Genomic DNA, 18,068 nt, shown 5'->3' with positions numbered 1-18,068 from the left:
GAGGCGGGCTCTCGCCTAACCCGCTGCCCCATGCAAGCCCGCCTTTCCGCGATCGACCTCGCCTGCCGCAAGGGCGAACGGCTGCTCTTCGCCAAGCTGAACCTCGATCTCGGCCCGGGGGACATGCTGCAGGTTCGCGGGCCGAATGGTGTCGGCAAGACGAGCCTTCTGCGGATCCTCGCGGGGTTGTCGCAACCCTTTGCAGGATCGGTGGAGCGAACCGGCGAAGTCGGGCTGGTCGACGGCAGGCACGCACTCGATACCGAGCGCACGCTGGAAGATGCGCTGGGCTTCTGGGCGCGGCTCGATGGCAGTGCCAACGTACACGACCCGCTGGATACACTGGGTATCGCCCCGCTTGCCGACATCCCGACCGGGTATCTTTCGACCGGGCAGAAACAACGCGCCGTGATCGCCCGCTTGCTGTTGCGGGACCGCCCTATCTGGCTGCTGGACGAGGCGTTCGCCGGCCTCGATGCGGCTTCACAATCGCTGCTGGCGCACCTGATAGCGGAGCACTGCGCAGCCGGTGGCCTGTGCGTGTTCGTCTCGCACCAGTCGGTGGACCTGCCTGCACAGGTACTCGATCTGGCGGAGTACGCCGCATGAGGGCTTTCGCGATCCTCCTGCGCCGCGATCTCGCGATCCTGCTGCCGGGAGGCGCTCGCGGTTCGGCGTTCCTGCCGCTGATCTTTTTCCTGCTGGTCGCGATCCTTTTTCCCTTCGCGGTGGGCCCGGAGCCGAGCCTGCTCGCCCGAACCGGTGGCGGGGTGCTGTGGGTCGCGGCACTGCTCGCGAGCATCCTCCCGCTCGACCGGCTGGTCGCCGCCGACCGCGAGGCAGGCGTGTTCGACCAGCTTGCCTTGCGCGGGATCAGCGAAGAGGTCGCGATGACCGCAAGGCTGTTCGCCCACTGGCTCAGCTTTGCACCGCTGATGCTGATCGCCACCCTGCCCGCCGCCGCGCTGCTCTCGCTCACCGGCGAGACCTTCTGGCGGCTGTTCGTCAGCCTGCTGGCGGGGACGCCGGGGCTCGCGGCCATCGGGCTGGTTGTCGCCGCGCTGCTGGCAAGCCTGCGGGGAGGCACTGCGCTGGCCGGACTGCTGCTCGCGCCGATGGCCGTGCCGCTGGTGATCTTCGGCGCGGGTCACCTCGCGCGCGACGACATCTCCGGCGCGCTGTTCGCCGCCGCGTTCAGTCTCGTCGTATGTGCAATCGCCCCCTTCGCCTCCGCTGCGGCGATCCGGGCTGCGCGGGACTAGGAATAAGGCGGCTTGTCGCGGCCCGTGGGGCTGAGGGTGAAGATCTCGACCCCGTCTTCGGTGATGCCGAGCGAGTGTTCGAACTGCGCCGACAGGGACTTATCGCGGCTCACCGCGGTCCATCCGTCCGCCAGCACCTTCGCCCACGGCTTGCCCGCATTCAGCATCGGCTCGATGGTGAAGAACATGCCCGGCTTCAGTTCCGGCCCGGTGCCCGCCTGCGCGGCATGCACCACTTCGGGCGCGTCGTGGAACAGTCGCCCCAGCCCGTGCCCGCAGAACTCGCGCACCACGCCGTAGCGATGCTGGCGCGCATGCGCCTCGATCGCGGCGCCAATATCGCCCAGCCGCGCGCCTGGTTTCCCGGCAGCCTCGATCCCGATCATCAGCGCCTCGTGCGTTACCTCGACCAGCTTCCTCGCCTTCAGGGGCGGATCGCCGGCGAAGAACATGCGCGACGTATCGCCATGCCAGCCGTCGAGCAGTGGGGTCACGTCGATATTGACGATGTCGCCATCCTTCAGCGTCTTCTCGCTCGGGATGCCGTGGCAGATGACATGGTTGATCGAGATGCAGCAGCTATGCGTGTAACCGCGATAGCCCAGTGTCGCGGGCACCGCACCGCCATCCAGCATCATGCCGCGCACCGCATCATCGATGCTCGCGGTCGTGACACCCGGCTTCACCAGTTCGGGCATCGCGTCGAGGATTTGCGCCGCCAGCCGACCGGCCTTGCGCATGCCTTCGAACCCGTCGGGGCCGTGCAGCTTGATGGTCCCGTCGCGGTAGACGTCGGTATCGGCAGTGATGGTCTGATATTCGGTCATGCGCCCCAGATACGCATCAACCGGCCAAAAAGCGAGATCAGGAGATAAAATCCTCGCGATAACGCGGCTTGATCGCTTCTCTCAGCGCGTCGTCGATGCCCAGTTCGACCTCGTAATCGCCTTCGGCATAGGGGCCCGCCACATAGGGCGCAGCATAGAGCATGATGCGATCGAACCGCTCGCCATTGGACAGGAGGACCAGTTCCAGCTCCTCCAGCGCCGGACAGCGACCGAACATATCGTCCTCGTCGGTCACCTCACCGCCGCGGCGGGCCATGCGCTGGACATTGAGGGCATCGCAATAGCGCGTACCCAATGCCTCCGCGAGCGCCTCTTGCGATTCAAACAACATGATCGGTTCGAGCAGTCGCTGCGATCCGCTGTTCCACAAGACACTGCTGAGCCCGTAATTGCCGTGGGCCCCGCCGAAATAGGTCGATCCGTTCTCGACCAGGCTCAGCCAGTTTTCGGTTTTCCCGGCCAGCTTCCACTCGATGGTGACCATGTAGCGGTTGTAGGGGAAACCCTCTTCGCGGGCATCCTCGCTCGCTTCGCGCGCGGCGCGTTGCAGATCCGACTCCTCGCGATTGGCCTGCTCGTCCAGCCGTTCCTTCAGCGCCGGGACGGAGCCCAGCGTTTCGGGATAAGAGAAGGAGAACGCGTAAAGATCGGTCTGCTCGGTAATGTCGCGCGCGGCGCCGTCGGGATCGGGAAGCGCGTCTTCCGCGGCCCCTGCCTGCTCGGAGCCATTACTCTCCACACCCGCTTGCTTTTCAAGCTCTTCGGGCGAGGTGCACGCGGCAAGACCTGCACAGATCGCAATCAAAATCGTGGCAAAACGTGCTGCCATTTCCGATCAAATCCCTCGCTTTGGCGCGAATCCGGTTGAGCCGACGCGCCTACATCGCCATGCACAATATAATGAGCGATACAGCATTAATACAGGCAGATCGTGGCCAGGACGCGATCAATCTCCATCTCGTAAACGAAGCGGGCTTTGCCGATTGGGCCAAGCAGTTGAGCGATACGCAGCGCGCCACGCTGGATGCGCAGAGGTTCACGGGCAAGGGATACGAAACCGCCATCGTGCCAGCCAAGCCGGGCGAAGGCGCCGCCTGGTTCGCGGTTGGCGGGGTGGCGAACCCCGATGACCTGTCGAGCTGGTGCATGGCGCGGCTGGCTGAAATCCTGCCCGAGGGAACCTATCGCCTCGTAGGCCGGGAGCCCGGCCCCGCCCTGCATGGCTGGCAGACCGCGCAGTACAAGAACATCGCCTATCGCAGCGATGCGGAGGTGCCAGGCCCGCGCGTGCTCCTGACCAAGGATGCCAAGGCAATCGAGCCTGCGATCGCCGAGGCAGAGGCGGTCAATATGGTCCGGCGGCTGGTCGACGCCCCGCCCGAGCATATGGGACCCGCCGGAATCGAAGCGGAAATAGAGGCTCTGGCCAAGGCGCACGAAGCGAAGCTGGAGGTGACGCGCGGCGACCAGCTGGAACAGAACTATCCGCTCGTGCACGCCGTTGGCCGTGCTGCGGCACGCCACCACGCGCCGCGCATCATGCACCTCACCTGGGGCAAGGCGGACAACCCGGTGCTGGCCATCGTCGGCAAGGGCGTGACCTTCGATTCCGGCGGCCTCGACATCAAATCGAGCGCAGGCATGGCGCTGATGAAGAAGGACATGGGCGGCGCAGCGCATGCAATCGCTCTCGCCAGACTGGTGATGCAGCACAACCTGCCCGTCCGCATGCACCTGCTGGTACCCTCGGTCGAGAATGCGATTTCGGGCAATGCCTTGCGCCCCGGCGATATCGTGAAGAGCCGCAAGGGAATAACGGTCGAAATCACGAATACCGATGCGGAAGGCCGCCTGATCCTGGCCGATGCGCTTGACCGGGCGAGCGAGGAATCGCCCGACCTGATGATCGATTTCGCCACCCTGACGGGTGCGGCGCGCGTGGCGCTGGGCCCCGAATACCCGGCACTGATGACGCGGCGCGACGATACGGCCGATGCCCTGATCGCGGCAGGCAAGGCGCATGATGACGAGCCGTGGCGGCTGCCTTTGCCCGAAGGCTACGCCGAATGGCTCGATTCCCCGCTGGCCGATTGCATCAATGCCCCGAAGAACGGGTTCGCCGGGGCGAGCGTGGCGGGCCTGTTCCTCGACAAGTTTGTTGGGCCCGATATCGATTGGGCCCATTTCGATACCTATGCATGGCGCCCCACACCCAAGCCGGGTCGTCCGAAAGGTGGCGAGGCCTATGGCCTGCGAGCGAGCTGGCACATGTTGCGAGCGCGTTATGGGGTATAAACCACTTGCAGCTTATGCATGCGCGGGCGCGGAGGTTGTTTGCCGCGCAACCACGGGCTAAGCGCGCGGACAACGAACATGAAAACCGATCTGCATTCGTGACCGAACCCAAACCGACCGCCCCTTTAGAGGGTCCTTTCTGCCTTTCCGGCCCAGTCCAGTGGCCCGACAAGGGCACGCTGCCCCTGCGCCGCGATCTGGCGCACATTGCGCTCGCCAAGCAGTTTCTCGTCGCCAATTACGCAGAGCCGACCATCATGCATATCGGCAGCGATCCGGCGCCCCTGATCCGTTCGACCAAGAGCGAGGATGACGTGATCGAAACGCTGGAAGCGGGCGCCGCCTTCCAGGCGCTCGATGTCACGACCTCATGGGTGTGGGGCTGCCTCGGGCCGGAGGGTCCTTCCGGCTACGTCAAGCGGACCGCCTTTACCTGATGGCTACCAAGGTCTTCGTCGATGGCGCGGCGGGCACTACCGGTCTGGAAATCGTCGCGCGGCTGGAAGCGCACCCTCATTTCGAACCTGTCGTACTTGGCGAAACACTCCGCAAGGATGTGAATGCGCGGCGCGAAGCGCTGAACGGCACGCCATTCGCGGTGCTGTGCCTGCCCGACGATGCTGCGCGCGAGGCCGTGGCGCTGGTCGATCCGGCCAGCAAGACACGGATCGTTGATGCCTCTTCGGCGCATCGCGTGGTCGATGGCTGGACTTATGGTTTCCCCGAGACAACCGGGCACGAGGCGATCGCGAGCGCCAACCGCGTGAGCAATCCGGGCTGCTACCCCACCGGCTTTCTCGGCCTGGTCGCACCGTTAGTGCGCGCAGGGCTACTGCCTGCCGACTGGCCGTTCACCTGCAACGCGGTGAGCGGCTATTCGGGCGGCGGCAAGGCGCTGATCGAGCGGTTCGATGCCGAACCCGATATTGCCTTTCGCGCCTATGGGCTTTCGCTCAATCACAAGCACCTGCCCGAAATGCAGCAGCATGCCGGGCTGAAGCACGGCGTATTGTTCGCTCCGTCGGTCGTGCCGGCTTTTCGCGGGATGATCGTCGAAGTGCCTCTGCACCTGGGGGCGATGGCGACCGACCCGAATGCCGATGCGCTGAGGGATGCGCTGGATGCATTCTACCAGTCGTCCGACGTGGTGCGGGTGATGCCCGATGCAGACCCTGGCGAGCTTCTGCTGCACCGCAGCAAGGCGCCGTGGGATGGCATGGAGATCTACGTTTTTGGCAACGAAGGCGGCGGGAATGCGCGGCTCGTCGCGGTGCTAGACAATCTCGGCAAAGGCGCCAGCGGGGCCGCGATCCAGAACCTCAACCTGATGGCAGGCTTTCCGGAAACTTCCTCGTTGCGTCTGCGCCAGTCATAATCGGCACGAAAACCGACTTTCCGGCGCAAAAAACTTGCCCCTTTATCGCAGTGCAACATTGCACTAGGCTCCATATGACAATTTGCCGACTCGCGTCGGCCAAGGCGTTCGGAGGACACCAGTCGCGGTGAAAAAGATCGAAGCGATCATCAAACCCTTCAAGCTCGACGAGGTGAAGGAAGCGCTGCACGAAGTCGGCGTATCGGGGATCACGGTGACCGAAGCGAAAGGCTTCGGGCGACAGAAGGGCCATACAGAGCTCTATCGCGGCGCCGAATATGTGGTCGATTTCCTCCCCAAGGTGAAGCTGGAGGTCGTCGTGCCCGACACGCTGGCCGAGCGTGTGGTCGAGGCGATCGCCGGCACCGCCCAGACCGGTCGCATCGGCGACGGCAAGATCTTCGTCTCCACAATCGATTCCGCGCTGCGCATCCGTACGGGTGAGCGCGACGACGACGCCCTTTAATTTCCGCAAGCTAACGGCAGCCGCCACCCACAATCCGAAAGGAATATCATGTCCAGTGCAAAAGACGTTCTGAAGCAGATCAAGGAACAGGATATCGAGTGGGTCGACCTGCGATTTACCGATCCCAAGGGCAAGTGGCAGCACCTGACCATGGTGGCGGGGCTGCTGGGCGAAGACGAGCTGGAAGACGGCCTGATGTTCGACGGTTCGTCGATCGCTGGGTGGAAGGTCATCAACGAATCAGACATGATCCTGCGGCCCGACCTGTCGCGGACCTATATCGATCCGTTCAGCGCAACGCCGATGATGATCATCTTCTGCGATATCGTGGAGCCCAATACGGGTGACTGGTATGCGCGCGATCCGCGCTCCACCGCCAAGCGCGCCGAGAACTACCTGAAGAGCACCGGCATCGGCGACACCGTCTACGTCGGCCCCGAAGCCGAGTTCTTCATGTTCGACGATGTGCGTTTCGAGGACGGCTATGCCGGTTCGGGCTTCGCGATCGACGATGTCGAGCTGCCGACCAATTCGGGCAAGGAATATGAATCGGGCAACATGGCCCACCGTCCGCGCGCCAAGGGTGGCTATTTCCCTGTCGCACCGGTCGACTCCGCGGTCGATATTCGTGGCGAGATGGTCTCGACGATGATCGAGATGGGCCTTAACTGCGACAAGCACCACCACGAAGTGGCCGCTGCGCAGCACGAGCTGGGCCTGACCTTCTCGACCCTGGTCGAAACCGCCGACCAGATGCAAATCTACAAGTACGTCGTGCACCAGGTCGCCCACCTCTACGGCAAGACGGCAACCTTCATGCCCAAGCCGATCAAGGAAGATAACGGCTCGGGCATGCACACCCACATGTCGATCTGGGCCGATGGCAAGCCGACCTTTGCCGGCACCGGCTATGCCGGCCTGTCCGACAATTGCCTGTTCTACATCGGCGGCGTCATCAAGCACGCTCGCGCGCTGAACGCCTTCACCAACCCGACCACCAACAGCTACAAGCGGCTGGTTCCGGGCTTCGAGGCGCCGGTGCTGCTCGCCTACTCGGCGCGCAACCGCTCCGCCTCCTGCCGCATCCCCTATGGTGCGGGCGAGAAGGCGAAGCGCGTGGAATTCCGTTTCCCCGATGCGATGGCCAACCCCTACCTCGCATACTCGGCGCTGCTGATGGCCGGCCTCGACGGGATCACCAACAAGATCCACCCGGGCGAAGCGATGGACAAGAACCTGTACGATCTTCCGCCCGCCGAACTGGCCGAAGTGCCCACCGTGTGCGGTTCGCTTCGCGAAGCGCTGATGGCACTGGAAGAAGACCACGAGTTCCTGCTGAAAGGCGATGTCTTCACCAAGGACCAGATCGACGCCTATGCCGAGCTGAAGTGGGAAGAGGTCCTCCGCATGGAAACGACCCCCAACCCGGTCGAGTTCGACATGTACTACAGCGCATAAGCGCCTGCTTCACAGAACATGGAAAAGGGCCGTCGGAGCGCATCCGGCGGCCCTTTTGCGTATCGGGTTAAGGTATAGCGTCAGTTCGGCCCCCGCATCAACAAGCCACGGCGGGCGGTCTGCCAGAATGCGCCAACCAGCAAGCTCGCGGCGAACATGCTCAACCAGTCGAGCGGAGCAGGCCCGGCCACATAGTCCAGATGCGCCAGCATCGCCCAGCCGCCCCCGATCACGAAGACGATATAGAATGCGGAGGACACCGCATCATTGCTCAACGCGCGTTGCAACTCGTCCGTATGGCGATGCGAAACGATGCTGAGGACGGTGGCAACCACGATCAGAGCGATCGCGCCGATCAGGCCGGTCTGCGCAGGCAGGAATGCGCCCTCGCCCGACAGCGCCAGCAGCATGAGCGCGCCCCCCAGCAGGATCATCGCGACGCCGCTGTAGGACAGCATCTTGCGCTGCTCGCGCAGTTCGTCCGCATCCTCGACATTCAGGAACTTTGCGCCAAACCCCGGGCTCAGCACACCGACCAGCACAGAAAGCCCTGTGAACGCGTAAAGAGCGCCCACGAGCCCGCCAATTTCGCGCGAGTCCCCCAGATCGGCGCCATTGGCCATTTCGCTCAGGTTGAGAAAGCCGAACGCGACCAGGAATCCTGCAATACCCCCGCCGATCAGCGGCAGGATGAGGCGGCGCCAGAGCGGCTTCTTGATGGTTTCGGTGGTCATTCGGTCGGCTCCCAATCGTCGATAAACAGGTCAGGGACGGACACGGCGAACAACTTCGCCATGCGCAGCGCCAGCGGGAGGGACGGATCGTATTTGTCGGTTTCGACCGCGTTGATCGTCTGGCGCGAGACACCGAGCCGCCGGGCCAATTCGCCCTGGCTCCAGCCTGCGCCTTCGCGATAGTGCTTTACGCGGTTCTTCAAAGTCCGTTTCCTCCTGCCGGCCAACGACTCTCCGCGGCCTGACAAGAGGTCTTTACAGTAAAGAGCTCTTGTCAGTCAAGAACTCTTTACAATTCTTAGATTAAGATGGACTAGGTGAGCCGCCAAAGGATCAATCGGCAGGCCATCGCTAGATAGTTTGAGGCTGGCAGAAGCTGACGCATCAACTGGGGAGCGCAATCTCGTCCCGAAAAATCTCAATAACCTTAGCGACTGCTTCGCATCCCTCGATAAGGGTACGCGTTACCGGCTTTCCCGCAAGGTTCGCTGGCTCTTCGAATGATATGTCGACGCTGAAGTCAGACTTCTCATCGATCTTGGTGCCAGGCGGGAAAGAGAATACGTTACCAACGAGGGTCCCGCCCCCACTGATCCTACCTCCGCCGATTGTGATGATGTTGTCCGCCTTGTTTCGGCTAACAACTGGCGTCATCAGTCTGTGCTTATCGACGTTGTCGGAGGTTATGACTCGCCAGAGGGTGTCGCCAATCGCGTGCGCTCCGTTTGTTGCACTATAAGGTTGGATTCTCTCAAGGATAAGTTCCTCAAGGCCGGGATACTTCCTGCTGAGATCGTAGAGCGCACCGGCTCGCTTGGGTTTGCGGTGTTTGTCTCCGGCCCTAGGTTCCTTGAAACTGGATTTCAGGTTCGGCAGGTCGGAAGTGAAAGGGAAAATGGTATTATTGTCCGACAAACCAGCGGCTCGCGCCATCTCGGAGACTAGGTAATCGAGGGCCGACCTGAGATTTCTGATACAATCGCCGATTGCGAGTGGAATGTTGATGGGAATCGGGGGTTGGAGAAGAAACTGATCGACAGCATAAGGCAAATCAACTGCTTTGCCGGTTGCGGCTTGGAAATGCTGCTCAACTATCCCTTCCCAAGCGACGCTGACCTCATGTGCATGATGGCGCGCCCTATAAAGCTTGAGGGCCGATTGTCGAAATTTCACATTCTCTTCAAACGCACCTAATCTTGGCAATGCGACCCTTAATGCTACTGATCTCATAGATGTCACCGATCAAAACCAAGAAGACGAGAGACTAGAGCTGAATCATAACACATCTGGTCGCTATTTCGACACTTAAACCCCCAAGTAATCCGCTCTTTATACGCCAGCCTTCAAGCCGTGCCGTTGAAAAACTTGTAAACCGGCCTGAACCCTATCGGGCCGCGTTTCACCCGCGCTTCGGCAGCGGCGAGCGCCTTGGGGTAGATTTCCGTGAACAGGTGATCGAATGTCCGGTCCCAGCTATATTCGCGCTCGATCAGGTCGCGTGCCTCGCGCCCCATTGGCTCGACCTTGTCTGGCCAGATATCGAGCACCGCCTGCGCCATCGCGTCGATGTCTCCAACGGGAACCAGCACGCCGTTCTCCGGCGAAACGCGGCTCGGCATGGCACCGCTATCCACCCCGATCACCGGCAGTCCGCAGGCCTGCGCTTCGATGATCGAGATGCCGAACGTCTCGCTCGGCATGGCCGAAACGTAGATATCCGAGGATGCGAGCGCACGCGCCATCCCGGCACGGTCGGTCATGAAGCCCGGGAACGCGACCGGCAGACCCTCGGCCTCCACCTTCAGTTCCTCGGTCAGCTTGCCATCGCCCAGCATCACCAGCGCGGCATCGAGCTCGCGTGGCAGCTTGCGGAACATCGCGATCAGCTGGTCCGCGCCCTTTTCGTAGTCGATCCGCCCGGCATAGATCAGCAGCGGACCCTTGGTATGGCCCAGCCCCATCTCCTCGCGAAAGCCGGGATCGGCCTTGCCCGGATGGAAGATGTCGCCATGCACGCCCAGCTTCAGCCGGTCGGGATCATGCACCTTCATCCGGCTGAGCGTGGGGATGGAATCCTCGCCAAGCACATAGACCCGGTCGAACTCGCGATAGGTAATTTCTCCATAACAGCAGCTCTGCCAGCGCCAGAAACGCCCCAGCTGCTCACCCATCAGCTTGCTCGCCACACGATACACCTGCGCTTCGGGGAAATCGGTGCGATATCCAGCGACCAGCGCGGTGCCCGGATGGCGGCGACGGTGATTGATCGCAGTCCACGGCAATACCCAGGGGCACAGTGATTCGATGATGTCGGGCTGGTATTTCTCCAGCACCTCGCGCACCGGCCCGGTCTTGGTGATGAAACGGTAATTCGGGCTGTTCTCGATCCCGCCGGCAGCAATCTCGCACCAGATCAGGCGCCCATCCTCGACCACCTTGGTCTCTGGCCCCGGCACGATCTGAAGCAGGCGATGGTCCGTGCAATCCTGCACATACCGGCGCTTTTCCTTCAGATAGGTGCTGATCCCCCCGCCGCCGCGCGGCGAATAGCTCTGGGTCAAATCGCACACCAGCAGCGGCTCGGTTGTCGAAGTCATGGGTTCGTCAGATACCGTATTTCTGTTTGTTGGGCGGGGAGATGGTGCCTGCCTCTGCCCCCGTCCACCGATATACAGGATGAACCGCCGCGCCACCCCTCCTATGTTGCGTGCATGCAACGGCTGCTTTGCCCTGCCTCATCGCCATTCGCAGCATCAGTAATCGCGGCTTGCCTCGATTGAGACGCTGTTTCGCCCGATGGTAGAGACTGTCGCCAGCAGCGATAGCCAACTGGTGATGCGGAACTCGGCATCGGTCGCGCTATAGCCCTGCCCGTCGGTGATCAGTTCGATATAGAACCGGCGTCCGATATTCTTGCCCAGCGCAATCGATGTCCCGCGATCCAGGATCGGGTCGGCGGATACGATCCGCAGGCGATCCAGGCCGATGGCACTGCGCAGCTGGTTGATCGGATCGAGCCCGCCACCACCGCGCAGGGAGGCTACTGCGGCACCCAGTTGCAACGCGTCGGTTGCCGAGAGGCTGGTGATCGATCCGCCGAACAACAGGCGCGAGAGGATTTCTTCGTCGGGCAAGGCCGGGTTCGAGCTGAAGTTGATCTCCGGTTCCATCGCATTGCCGTTGATGTTCACGGTGACATCGATGCCATTCGCGTCGGTTTCCGCCTGGATATCCAGCCGCGGGTCGATCGCGCGCGTCTGGTCGAACTCGATCCGTCCGCGTGTCACCTCGAAACGAGCGCCAGCGAAAGTGTAATCGCCGCGAACAATGTTAGCCTCGCCCCCGATCCGCATTTCCTCGGTCGTGCCCCGCACGCGCACGTCCGCGCTCCATTCGCTGTCGAGGCCCATCCCGTCGACATCGACCCGGCTGGGGGCACGCGCGTCTATCAGGAAGCGCCATGGGGCACCCGGCGCGGTCGGCAGGTAGCGATCGCGCGGCAGGTTGATCTCGCGTGTCGGGATATTGGGGATCTTGGTCGTCTGTGCTGCCACACCAAGGCGCCAGCTTGCACGCTCGACCAGCAGGCGCCCCGCGATCGTGCCACCCGATCCGTTTGATACGATCCGCAGCGGTCCGGTGACCGTAGCGGTGAGTCCCCGCGCGTTGACCAGCTGCGCATTGCGCGCACCTGCCCGCAGATCGATCTCCGGCCCACGTCCCGACCCGAGGTTCTTGAGGTCTACTACACCGCTGCCGTTGACCACGCCGCCATTGGGCGCCGTGCCGCGGAAGCTGTTGATCCTGAGGCGCGACCCCGCAAAATCGCCGCGCACGCTCGCGTCCCGGATATCGGTCCCGGAAATCTGGCTCTGCACCCTCAGCTCGTCGCTCGATAGCGAACCGCGCACGCTGGGCCGCGCGAGCGACCCGCGCACATCGGCGGCAATAGCGACCGGGCCTGAGAAATCGAACAGGTCGATTGCCGCGAGACGCCACAGCGACTGCGCCGGCCCGCGATAACGCAGCTGGGCGAACAGGTCGCCCTGCTGCAAACGTTCGACGATATTGCCGGTGCGCGGCAGGTCCGAAATCAGCGCCTGGATTCGGCCTCCCTGCGAGCCATTGTCGGCCAAAATCGCCCGCGCCTGGAGGCTGTTGGCATCGAGCCGCGCAATCAGGGACAGGTCTACAGGCCGCGAGGCAAGGATCAGGCCGGAGCGGGTGAACCTGTCGACCTTCACCCGCGCTTCGCCGGTCGGCACGCCTCCTTCGGGTGCGGCATAGGTTATATTGCCCGAGATCGTCCCGCCCAGTCCGGCATCGCCCAGCACGATATCGCCCACGGATAGCGGAATGTCGTCGACATCCAGCGCAAGGCGTGTTGCGCCGCCGCCGAACTGCCCCTCTGCGATTATAAATCCATCGCCATAGGTGATCTGCGAGCGGTGCAGCGCCCAGCCGCCACCCTCGATTGTCGTGAGCACGGCACGGCGGGGCATGGTCAGCTCGCGCCCGGCGAGATTGCCACGCGCTGCCACGGCGATCCGATCCGGCGCGACATCGGCTGCCAGCTGGAGCGCGAAGCCACGCCCCCGCCGCCCGGCGATTGCCGCGTTCACGGTACCGCGCCCGTTAAACAGCTCCGCGTCGGCGGTCATCCGACCAATGAACAGCGTGCCGTACCGAATGCCCTGCCCGTCCGCTTGACCGCGAATCGTAGTGTTGCCGCCCGCGATCAAGCCGCTGGCCTCTATATCGGCAATCGCGATCTGCAATCCGGTCGCCCCGCTGAAGGTGGCGTTGCGCGCGGCGATATTGACGTCGAAGCCCTGCCCGCCATCGCGCGGTGTGAGGCTGATCGTCCCGTCGAGGCCACCGCCGGTCAGCGCCAGGTCGCCACTCGCAGCACCGTCGCCCAGCGTGATGTCGCCGGTCACCTCGGTATCCGAGACGGTCAGCGTCTGAATCGACAGCCGCGTCGGGCCACCGGCGGGCGAGAACAGCCCGAGTTCGCCATCGAAACGGCCGAGCATCGAATCGCCTTCTGTCTCTATCGCAAAGCCCTCGCCGATCGGGCTGATCGCCACACGCACATCGCGCAGCCCTGCCGCAGGCAAGGGGGAGGCGAAGACCAGTACGGCTTCGGGCCCCCTGTCGGTCAGCGAGGCTTCGACCGTGAAGGGGCCGTAATCGGCCTGACGCCCGCGACCGGCCACGCGCGTGGTGCCCGGAGCGACCTGCCCGTCGATCAGAAGGTTGAGCTTGCGTGAATCGAGCCGAACCTGGCGGAAGTCGATGGGCGCATTCTGCGCGAGCGACACCCCGCCGGAGAAATCGATCAGCGGACCCGCAAGATTGGCAAGCGTATCATTGGTGACGCGCGGGATTTGCCCGCGCACGTCGGCAGTCAGCCGCCACGCGCCGTCATAGACGAAATCGATAGTGCCGCCCGCGTTGACCCGCCCGACCTGTTCGAACAGCAGACCGTTGACTGCCGCCGGGCCGCGCACCTGCCAGCGATTGGCGCCGATATCTCCGCGCAGGGCAAGTTGCGCGCTCGCATCGGGGAAGTTGATCCGGATGGCATCGGAAATCAGCTCCCGCCCCGTGAACACCAGCTGGCCTGTTGCAGTGCCATCGACGAGGCGGGGGTCGGCCATCGCATTACCGGTTTCGATCCGCCCGACCGTCGCATCGACCGGGATGATCCACCGGCTGCCATCGTAAGTCGCGGTGCCCTGCTGGGCGATGCCGCTGATCGAGGTCGTACCCGCTTCAAACCGGTCTGCGGTCAGCCGGAACGGGATAGACAGGTCGCGGAACGAACCATCCAGCGTTCCGCTCGCCTCCGCGCCTTCGAAGCGGAAGCTCTCGCCGAACAGCTGCGGATCGCGAAGATCGGCGGTGAAACGCACCGCGTCGGCACGGTTATCGGCCAGATCTGCAGCGCCTTCCGCCACTAGGCCCAGTCCCTGCCCAAGCACTTCGAATTTGCCGTCGATCACGCGGTCGACGAAGGTACCGGTCGCCTTGATCCGCGTGTCCGCACCCAAGGCGCGCTGGGGAATCCCGGTCAGGAAGGGCGAGGTATCGGCGCGCCCCTTGACACCATAGGTGCCGTCCTGTGCGGTCAACCGGAAACGACCGATCTGTTCGCCATCGCGATTGAGCGACAGGTCGCCTGCCCATTTGGACCACGTGCCATCGCCGTCGAGCCGCGCGACATAATCGCCTTCGATCCCGGCCATGCTGGTGATGACGCCGCCATCGGGTGCATCGATCCTCAGGTCGGCGTCGAAGATATCGCCATCGGGTTCGGCGGTCAGGTCCACAACCAGCCGGTCGCCCTCTCCGAACCGGCCATTGGCTTTCACCATGGCCTTGCCATCGCGAATATCTGCGCTGCCGACCAGGTTGACCCTGCGGCGCTGGTCCCCCGCAATTCCGGGCTCGAGAGTCCAGTCGACCAGTTCGACCCGCCCGAGCTGGATATTGAAACCGGGCAGCATCGGCGCATCCGGATCGCCGGGATTAAGCTCCGGCAAGCGCCTGAGATTACCGCGTTCCGCCTTGAGCGAGCGGATATCGAGGCCATCGGTCAGCCACGCGAGCGGGCGCCACTCCACCTCGGACCGCGGCACGGTGAGGAATACGCCCTTGGGATCGGCCAGCGACACGTCGTGGAGCACTGCGCCGCCGTAGATATTGCCCTCGATCCGCCCGATGGTGATGCGCAGGCCCGTTGCAGGCTCAAGGTTTGCGACCTGATCTACGATCCAGCGCTTGCCAACCGGCGTATTGAGCGTGACGACGAATGCGGCCACCAGCAGGACCAGTGCAGAAAGAAGGCCGATGGCCCATTTGGCGATCCTGCCGCCCGCGCTTTTGCTGCGCGGCTGAAGTACCGCTTCGGGCTCCTGCTTCGGCTCCACCTGCGATGGTCCGGAATCGGACGCAGCCGGAGGCGGCGAAGGCTCAACCGGTGGCCTCGGCGGCTGCTTGGGCGGGTCCGTGCGGGGCTGTTTGTCGGACATCAGAATGCCTGGCCCAGCGACACGTAAACGGCGACGAAGCTGTCCGTCGGACGCGGGTTGATCGGGAACGCGACATCCAGCCGCAGCGGACCGAACCCGGTCAGGTATCGCACGCCAACGCCAGCGCCGACGCGAATATCGCTGAAGTCCGGATACTCCTCCACCCCGACTGAACCGGCATCTACGAAGGGTACGACCTGCACGGCACCGTCGAAGAGCGGGGTCGGGATGCGAGCCTCGGCAGAGACTTCGACCAGCGAGCGTCCACCGATCGGATCGCCATCGGCATTGCGCGGGCCGATGGCGCGATAGCCGTAACCGCGCACCGATCCGCCCCCGCCTGCGAAGAACCGGCGCGACGGAGCGATGCTTGCCAGCGGCGCTCCGGTGATCGATCCAATCGCTACGCGGCCGGCGAGCACCGGTCCGTCATCGCCGATCTGCTGGTAGTAGGACGCGTCCGCCTGATTTCGCAGGTAGAAGCTTTCCATGCCCTGCGTGTGCGAGACTTCCGGCGAGGTCCGCAGCGAAACACGGAAGCCCTCGGTCGGGTTGAGCAGGTCATCGCTCGTATCGATCTGGCCATAGGTCGGCAGCGCGGCGACGAAATAGGTCTGTCGGGGTGGCGGCGTGGCGCTGTTGACCAGGCTGTTGTCGATATCGAACGCCAGCCGTTCATCCGATGCGACCAGTTCCAGCCCGACGCTCCAGCTGAAGGGTTTCTGGAACAGCAGGGTCGAAAGCTGCTCGTACGATGCGATAAAACCAGCCGTGTTGGCGGCGAAGGCCGTGTTGTCGAGCGAACTGGCAAAGGCATCGAGCGTTAGGACTCGGTCGCGCGCACCGAAATTGCTCTTGCGGAAGGTGACGCCGATCAGCTGCTCTTCGGTGCCGATAACGCCGCGCACCTTGAACGCGCCTTCGGGCGGGAACAGGTTGCGATGCTCCCAGCTGCCAGCCACGCGGAATCCTTCTTCCGTGCCATAGCCGATCGCGCCCGCAATCGTGCGCAATTCGGCTTCGGTGAGGCCGATTTCCATATCGACCACGCCCGGTTCGCCATTGGCGGGTGGCTCCGCCTCGACCGGCGTGATCGTAACCGAGGACACCAGACCCGTCGCGATGATGGCGCGCCGCAGGTCGAGCTCCAGGTCGCGCTGGTACAGATCGCCCGGTTCGAACCGCGCAATCGTTTCCAGATGCTTGCTCGACAGGAAATCGGGGCTGTCCGAAATAACGCGACCGAAATTGTACTGCCCCTCGGGCCGCACGATCATCGTCAGGTCGCCTTCGGTGCGGGCATGATCGATCAGCAGTTCCGGCCCGTCCATCTCCGCGAAGGCGAAGCCGTTATTACCGAGAGCATAGTCGAGATCGCCGCGCTCTCGCAGGATGTCGTAACTATCGACGAAGTCGCCAGGGAACAGTTCGAATGCCTGCCGCAGGGTCTGCGAATCGGGGGCCTGATCCAGTTCGCCAAGGTCGATTTCGCCGAACCGGAAACGTTCTCCCGGCAGGATGTTGAACCGTACCTGCGGGCGCTCGTCGGACCCTTCGATCAGGTTCGGCCCGACCTCGCGGATGATCTCGCCATCGTAATATCCAAAGGCGCGTAGCAGGCGGTTGAGGATTTCCTCGTCCTCGCGCGCACGCGCGCCCAGCTGTCCGACATTGGTCTCCGTATCGTCATAAGCCTCGATCGAAGAGAGTAGCTCGAACTGGCTGACGAACAGGTCGACCTGAGGGAAAGCCTCGGGGTCCGACGGGAATGCCAGCGACAGTTGCTCGGTCATGTTCACTACGACCGGGTCGATCAGGAGCGGGCCAGCCTCGAGCGGGTTCTCTTCGGAAAACTCGGCCGAGCCATCATCTTCGATCTGCTCGACGTCCGGCAGCTCGAGCGGATCGGGCCATTCGATGGTCAGCCCCGGCAATTCTGCCACGGGGCTTTCGGGTTCCAGATCTATCGTCTCGCCCGCAAACGGGTCGGGTCCGTCGATTGGCGAAGGTTCCTCTGGAGGGACGCCATCGGCCGCCCATGTCTCGGGATCGTCGATCGCTTCGTCCGGGATCAGTGCCTCGAGCTCTGCATTCGCATCACGATCCTGCGCGTGCGCGATGGCGGACTGGCTGGCAAGGACGACAGCGACTGCCGAAAGGCAGGCGCCGCGAGTGCTGAGCAGCGATTTAACGGCTGACGGCGAGCGCCTTGTCGCCGGCCCCGGCGGCGCTGGTCGCGCTGTCGGAGCGCACGGCATCGCGGATAAGGCGGTCCTGCTCTTCGGTTCCGAGACGGCGCCATCCCCTGGGGCCGAGCCGTTCGAGCGGGCGGTAGCGGATCTTGTACTGCATGCGTGCAGACCCCTCGACCCAGTAGCCGAGGTAGACATACGGGAGGCCTTCTTCTGCAGCGCGGCGGATGTGATCGAGAATGATGTAGTTCCCAAGACCCGATCGTACCTCAATATCCGGGTCGTAGAAGCTGTAGATCATCGACAGCCCGTCGCCCTGCACGTCCGTGAGGCAGGCACCGACCAGTTTTCCTGGCTCGTTACCCTCTCCCGGTTCCCGATATTCAATGACATAGCTGGAT

The 18,068-nt window shown here is 63.3% G+C and carries 16 protein-coding genes; 7 read left to right on the top strand and 9 right to left on the bottom strand.

Going from position 1 to position 18,068, the window contains the following annotated elements; all coding sequences use genetic code 11:
- Positions 1 to 30: 30 nt before the first annotated feature.
- On the top strand, positions 31 to 609 hold the full coding sequence (gene ccmA, locus ACEQXE_RS10835; RefSeq protein WP_370179244.1) for a heme ABC exporter ATP-binding protein CcmA: 579 nt from the start codon (positions 31 to 33) through the stop codon (positions 607 to 609).
- Positions 606 to 1,262, top strand: coding sequence for a heme exporter protein CcmB (locus tag ACEQXE_RS10830; RefSeq protein WP_370179243.1), 657 nt, complete (start codon positions 606 to 608; stop codon positions 1,260 to 1,262). The genes ccmA and ACEQXE_RS10830 overlap by 4 nt, the downstream gene beginning before the upstream one ends.
- Here ACEQXE_RS10830 and map read toward each other — a convergent pair.
- Together map and ACEQXE_RS10820 are read right to left on the bottom strand one after the other, a co-directional pair.
- Positions 1,259 to 2,089: a type I methionyl aminopeptidase gene (gene map / locus ACEQXE_RS10825; RefSeq protein ID WP_370179241.1), complete on the bottom strand. Its 831-nt coding sequence runs from the start codon at positions 2,087 to 2,089 to the stop codon at positions 1,259 to 1,261. The genes ACEQXE_RS10830 and map overlap by 4 nt on opposite strands.
- A 37-nt stretch (positions 2,090 to 2,126) precedes the next feature.
- A complete protein-coding gene (locus tag ACEQXE_RS10820) occupies positions 2,127 to 2,939 on the bottom strand; it encodes a DUF4163 domain-containing protein (RefSeq protein ID WP_370179239.1) in 813 nt (270 codons plus the stop codon).
- Positions 2,940 to 3,010: 71 nt separating this feature from the next.
- Here ACEQXE_RS10820 and ACEQXE_RS10815 point away from each other — a divergent pair, with 71 nt between their 5' ends.
- The 5 genes from ACEQXE_RS10815 to glnA all read left to right on the top strand — a co-directional run bounded on the left by ACEQXE_RS10815 (position 3,011) and on the right by glnA (position 7,704).
- Positions 3,011 to 4,405 (top strand): M17 family metallopeptidase, encoded by a 1,395-nt coding sequence (locus ACEQXE_RS10815; protein ID WP_370179237.1) that lies wholly within the window; start codon positions 3,011 to 3,013, stop codon positions 4,403 to 4,405.
- A 98-nt stretch (positions 4,406 to 4,503) separates the two neighbouring features.
- Positions 4,504 to 4,842, top strand: a complete 339-nt coding sequence (locus ACEQXE_RS10810; protein WP_370179236.1) for a hypothetical protein — start codon at positions 4,504 to 4,506, stop codon at positions 4,840 to 4,842.
- Positions 4,842 to 5,780 (top strand): N-acetyl-gamma-glutamyl-phosphate reductase, encoded by a 939-nt coding sequence (argC, locus tag ACEQXE_RS10805; protein WP_370179234.1) that lies wholly within the window; start codon positions 4,842 to 4,844, stop codon positions 5,778 to 5,780. Before ACEQXE_RS10810 ends, argC begins: the two co-directional genes overlap by 1 nt.
- 127 nt (positions 5,781 to 5,907) lie before the next feature.
- Positions 5,908 to 6,246, top strand: coding sequence for a P-II family nitrogen regulator (locus ACEQXE_RS10800; protein ID WP_370179232.1), 339 nt, complete (start codon positions 5,908 to 5,910; stop codon positions 6,244 to 6,246).
- A gap of 48 nt (positions 6,247 to 6,294) precedes the next feature.
- The gene (gene glnA / locus ACEQXE_RS10795; protein ID WP_370179231.1) at positions 6,295 to 7,704 is read left to right on the top strand and encodes a type I glutamate--ammonia ligase; all 1,410 of its coding nucleotides are present in this window, start codon (positions 6,295 to 6,297) and stop codon (positions 7,702 to 7,704) included.
- Positions 7,705 to 7,784: 80 nt separating this feature from the next.
- Here the strand turns inward: glnA and ACEQXE_RS10790 are convergent, their stop codons facing one another.
- The 7 genes from ACEQXE_RS10790 to ACEQXE_RS10760 form a co-directional block, all read right to left on the bottom strand.
- Complete coding sequence (locus ACEQXE_RS10790) at positions 7,785 to 8,438, bottom strand: hypothetical protein (RefSeq protein ID WP_370179230.1); 654 nt, start codon at positions 8,436 to 8,438, stop codon at positions 7,785 to 7,787.
- Positions 8,435 to 8,641 carry a helix-turn-helix transcriptional regulator gene (locus ACEQXE_RS10785; RefSeq protein WP_370179229.1) on the bottom strand — a complete coding sequence of 69 codons (207 nt, stop codon included), beginning with the start codon at positions 8,639 to 8,641 and terminating at the stop codon, positions 8,435 to 8,437. Before ACEQXE_RS10785 ends, ACEQXE_RS10790 begins: the two co-directional genes overlap by 4 nt.
- A 181-nt stretch (positions 8,642 to 8,822) precedes the next feature.
- The gene (locus ACEQXE_RS10780) at positions 8,823 to 9,611 is read right to left on the bottom strand and encodes a hypothetical protein (protein ID WP_370183231.1); all 789 of its coding nucleotides are present in this window, start codon (positions 9,609 to 9,611) and stop codon (positions 8,823 to 8,825) included.
- A 170-nt stretch (positions 9,612 to 9,781) separates the two neighbouring features.
- The gene (locus ACEQXE_RS10775) at positions 9,782 to 11,035 is read right to left on the bottom strand and encodes a glycosyltransferase (protein ID WP_370179225.1); all 1,254 of its coding nucleotides are present in this window, start codon (positions 11,033 to 11,035) and stop codon (positions 9,782 to 9,784) included.
- 156 nt (positions 11,036 to 11,191) lie between these two features.
- Complete coding sequence (locus ACEQXE_RS10770) at positions 11,192 to 15,475, bottom strand: translocation/assembly module TamB domain-containing protein (protein ID WP_370179223.1); 4,284 nt, start codon at positions 15,473 to 15,475, stop codon at positions 11,192 to 11,194.
- The gene (locus tag ACEQXE_RS10765) at positions 15,475 to 17,733 is read right to left on the bottom strand and encodes a BamA/TamA family outer membrane protein (RefSeq protein WP_370179222.1); all 2,259 of its coding nucleotides are present in this window, start codon (positions 17,731 to 17,733) and stop codon (positions 15,475 to 15,477) included. The genes ACEQXE_RS10770 and ACEQXE_RS10765 overlap by 1 nt, the downstream gene beginning before the upstream one ends.
- The coding region (locus ACEQXE_RS10760) for a GNAT family N-acetyltransferase (RefSeq protein WP_370179220.1) at positions 17,663 to 18,068 on the bottom strand (406 nt) is incomplete at its 5' end. The genes ACEQXE_RS10760 and ACEQXE_RS10765, both read right to left, overlap by 71 nt.

Source organism: Alteriqipengyuania sp., assembly GCF_964222115.1.
Lineage (GTDB): Bacteria > Pseudomonadota > Alphaproteobacteria > Sphingomonadales > Sphingomonadaceae > Alteriqipengyuania.
The sequence above is the reverse complement of the archived record's forward strand: the minus strand, read 5'-3'. Positions and strand labels throughout refer to the sequence as shown.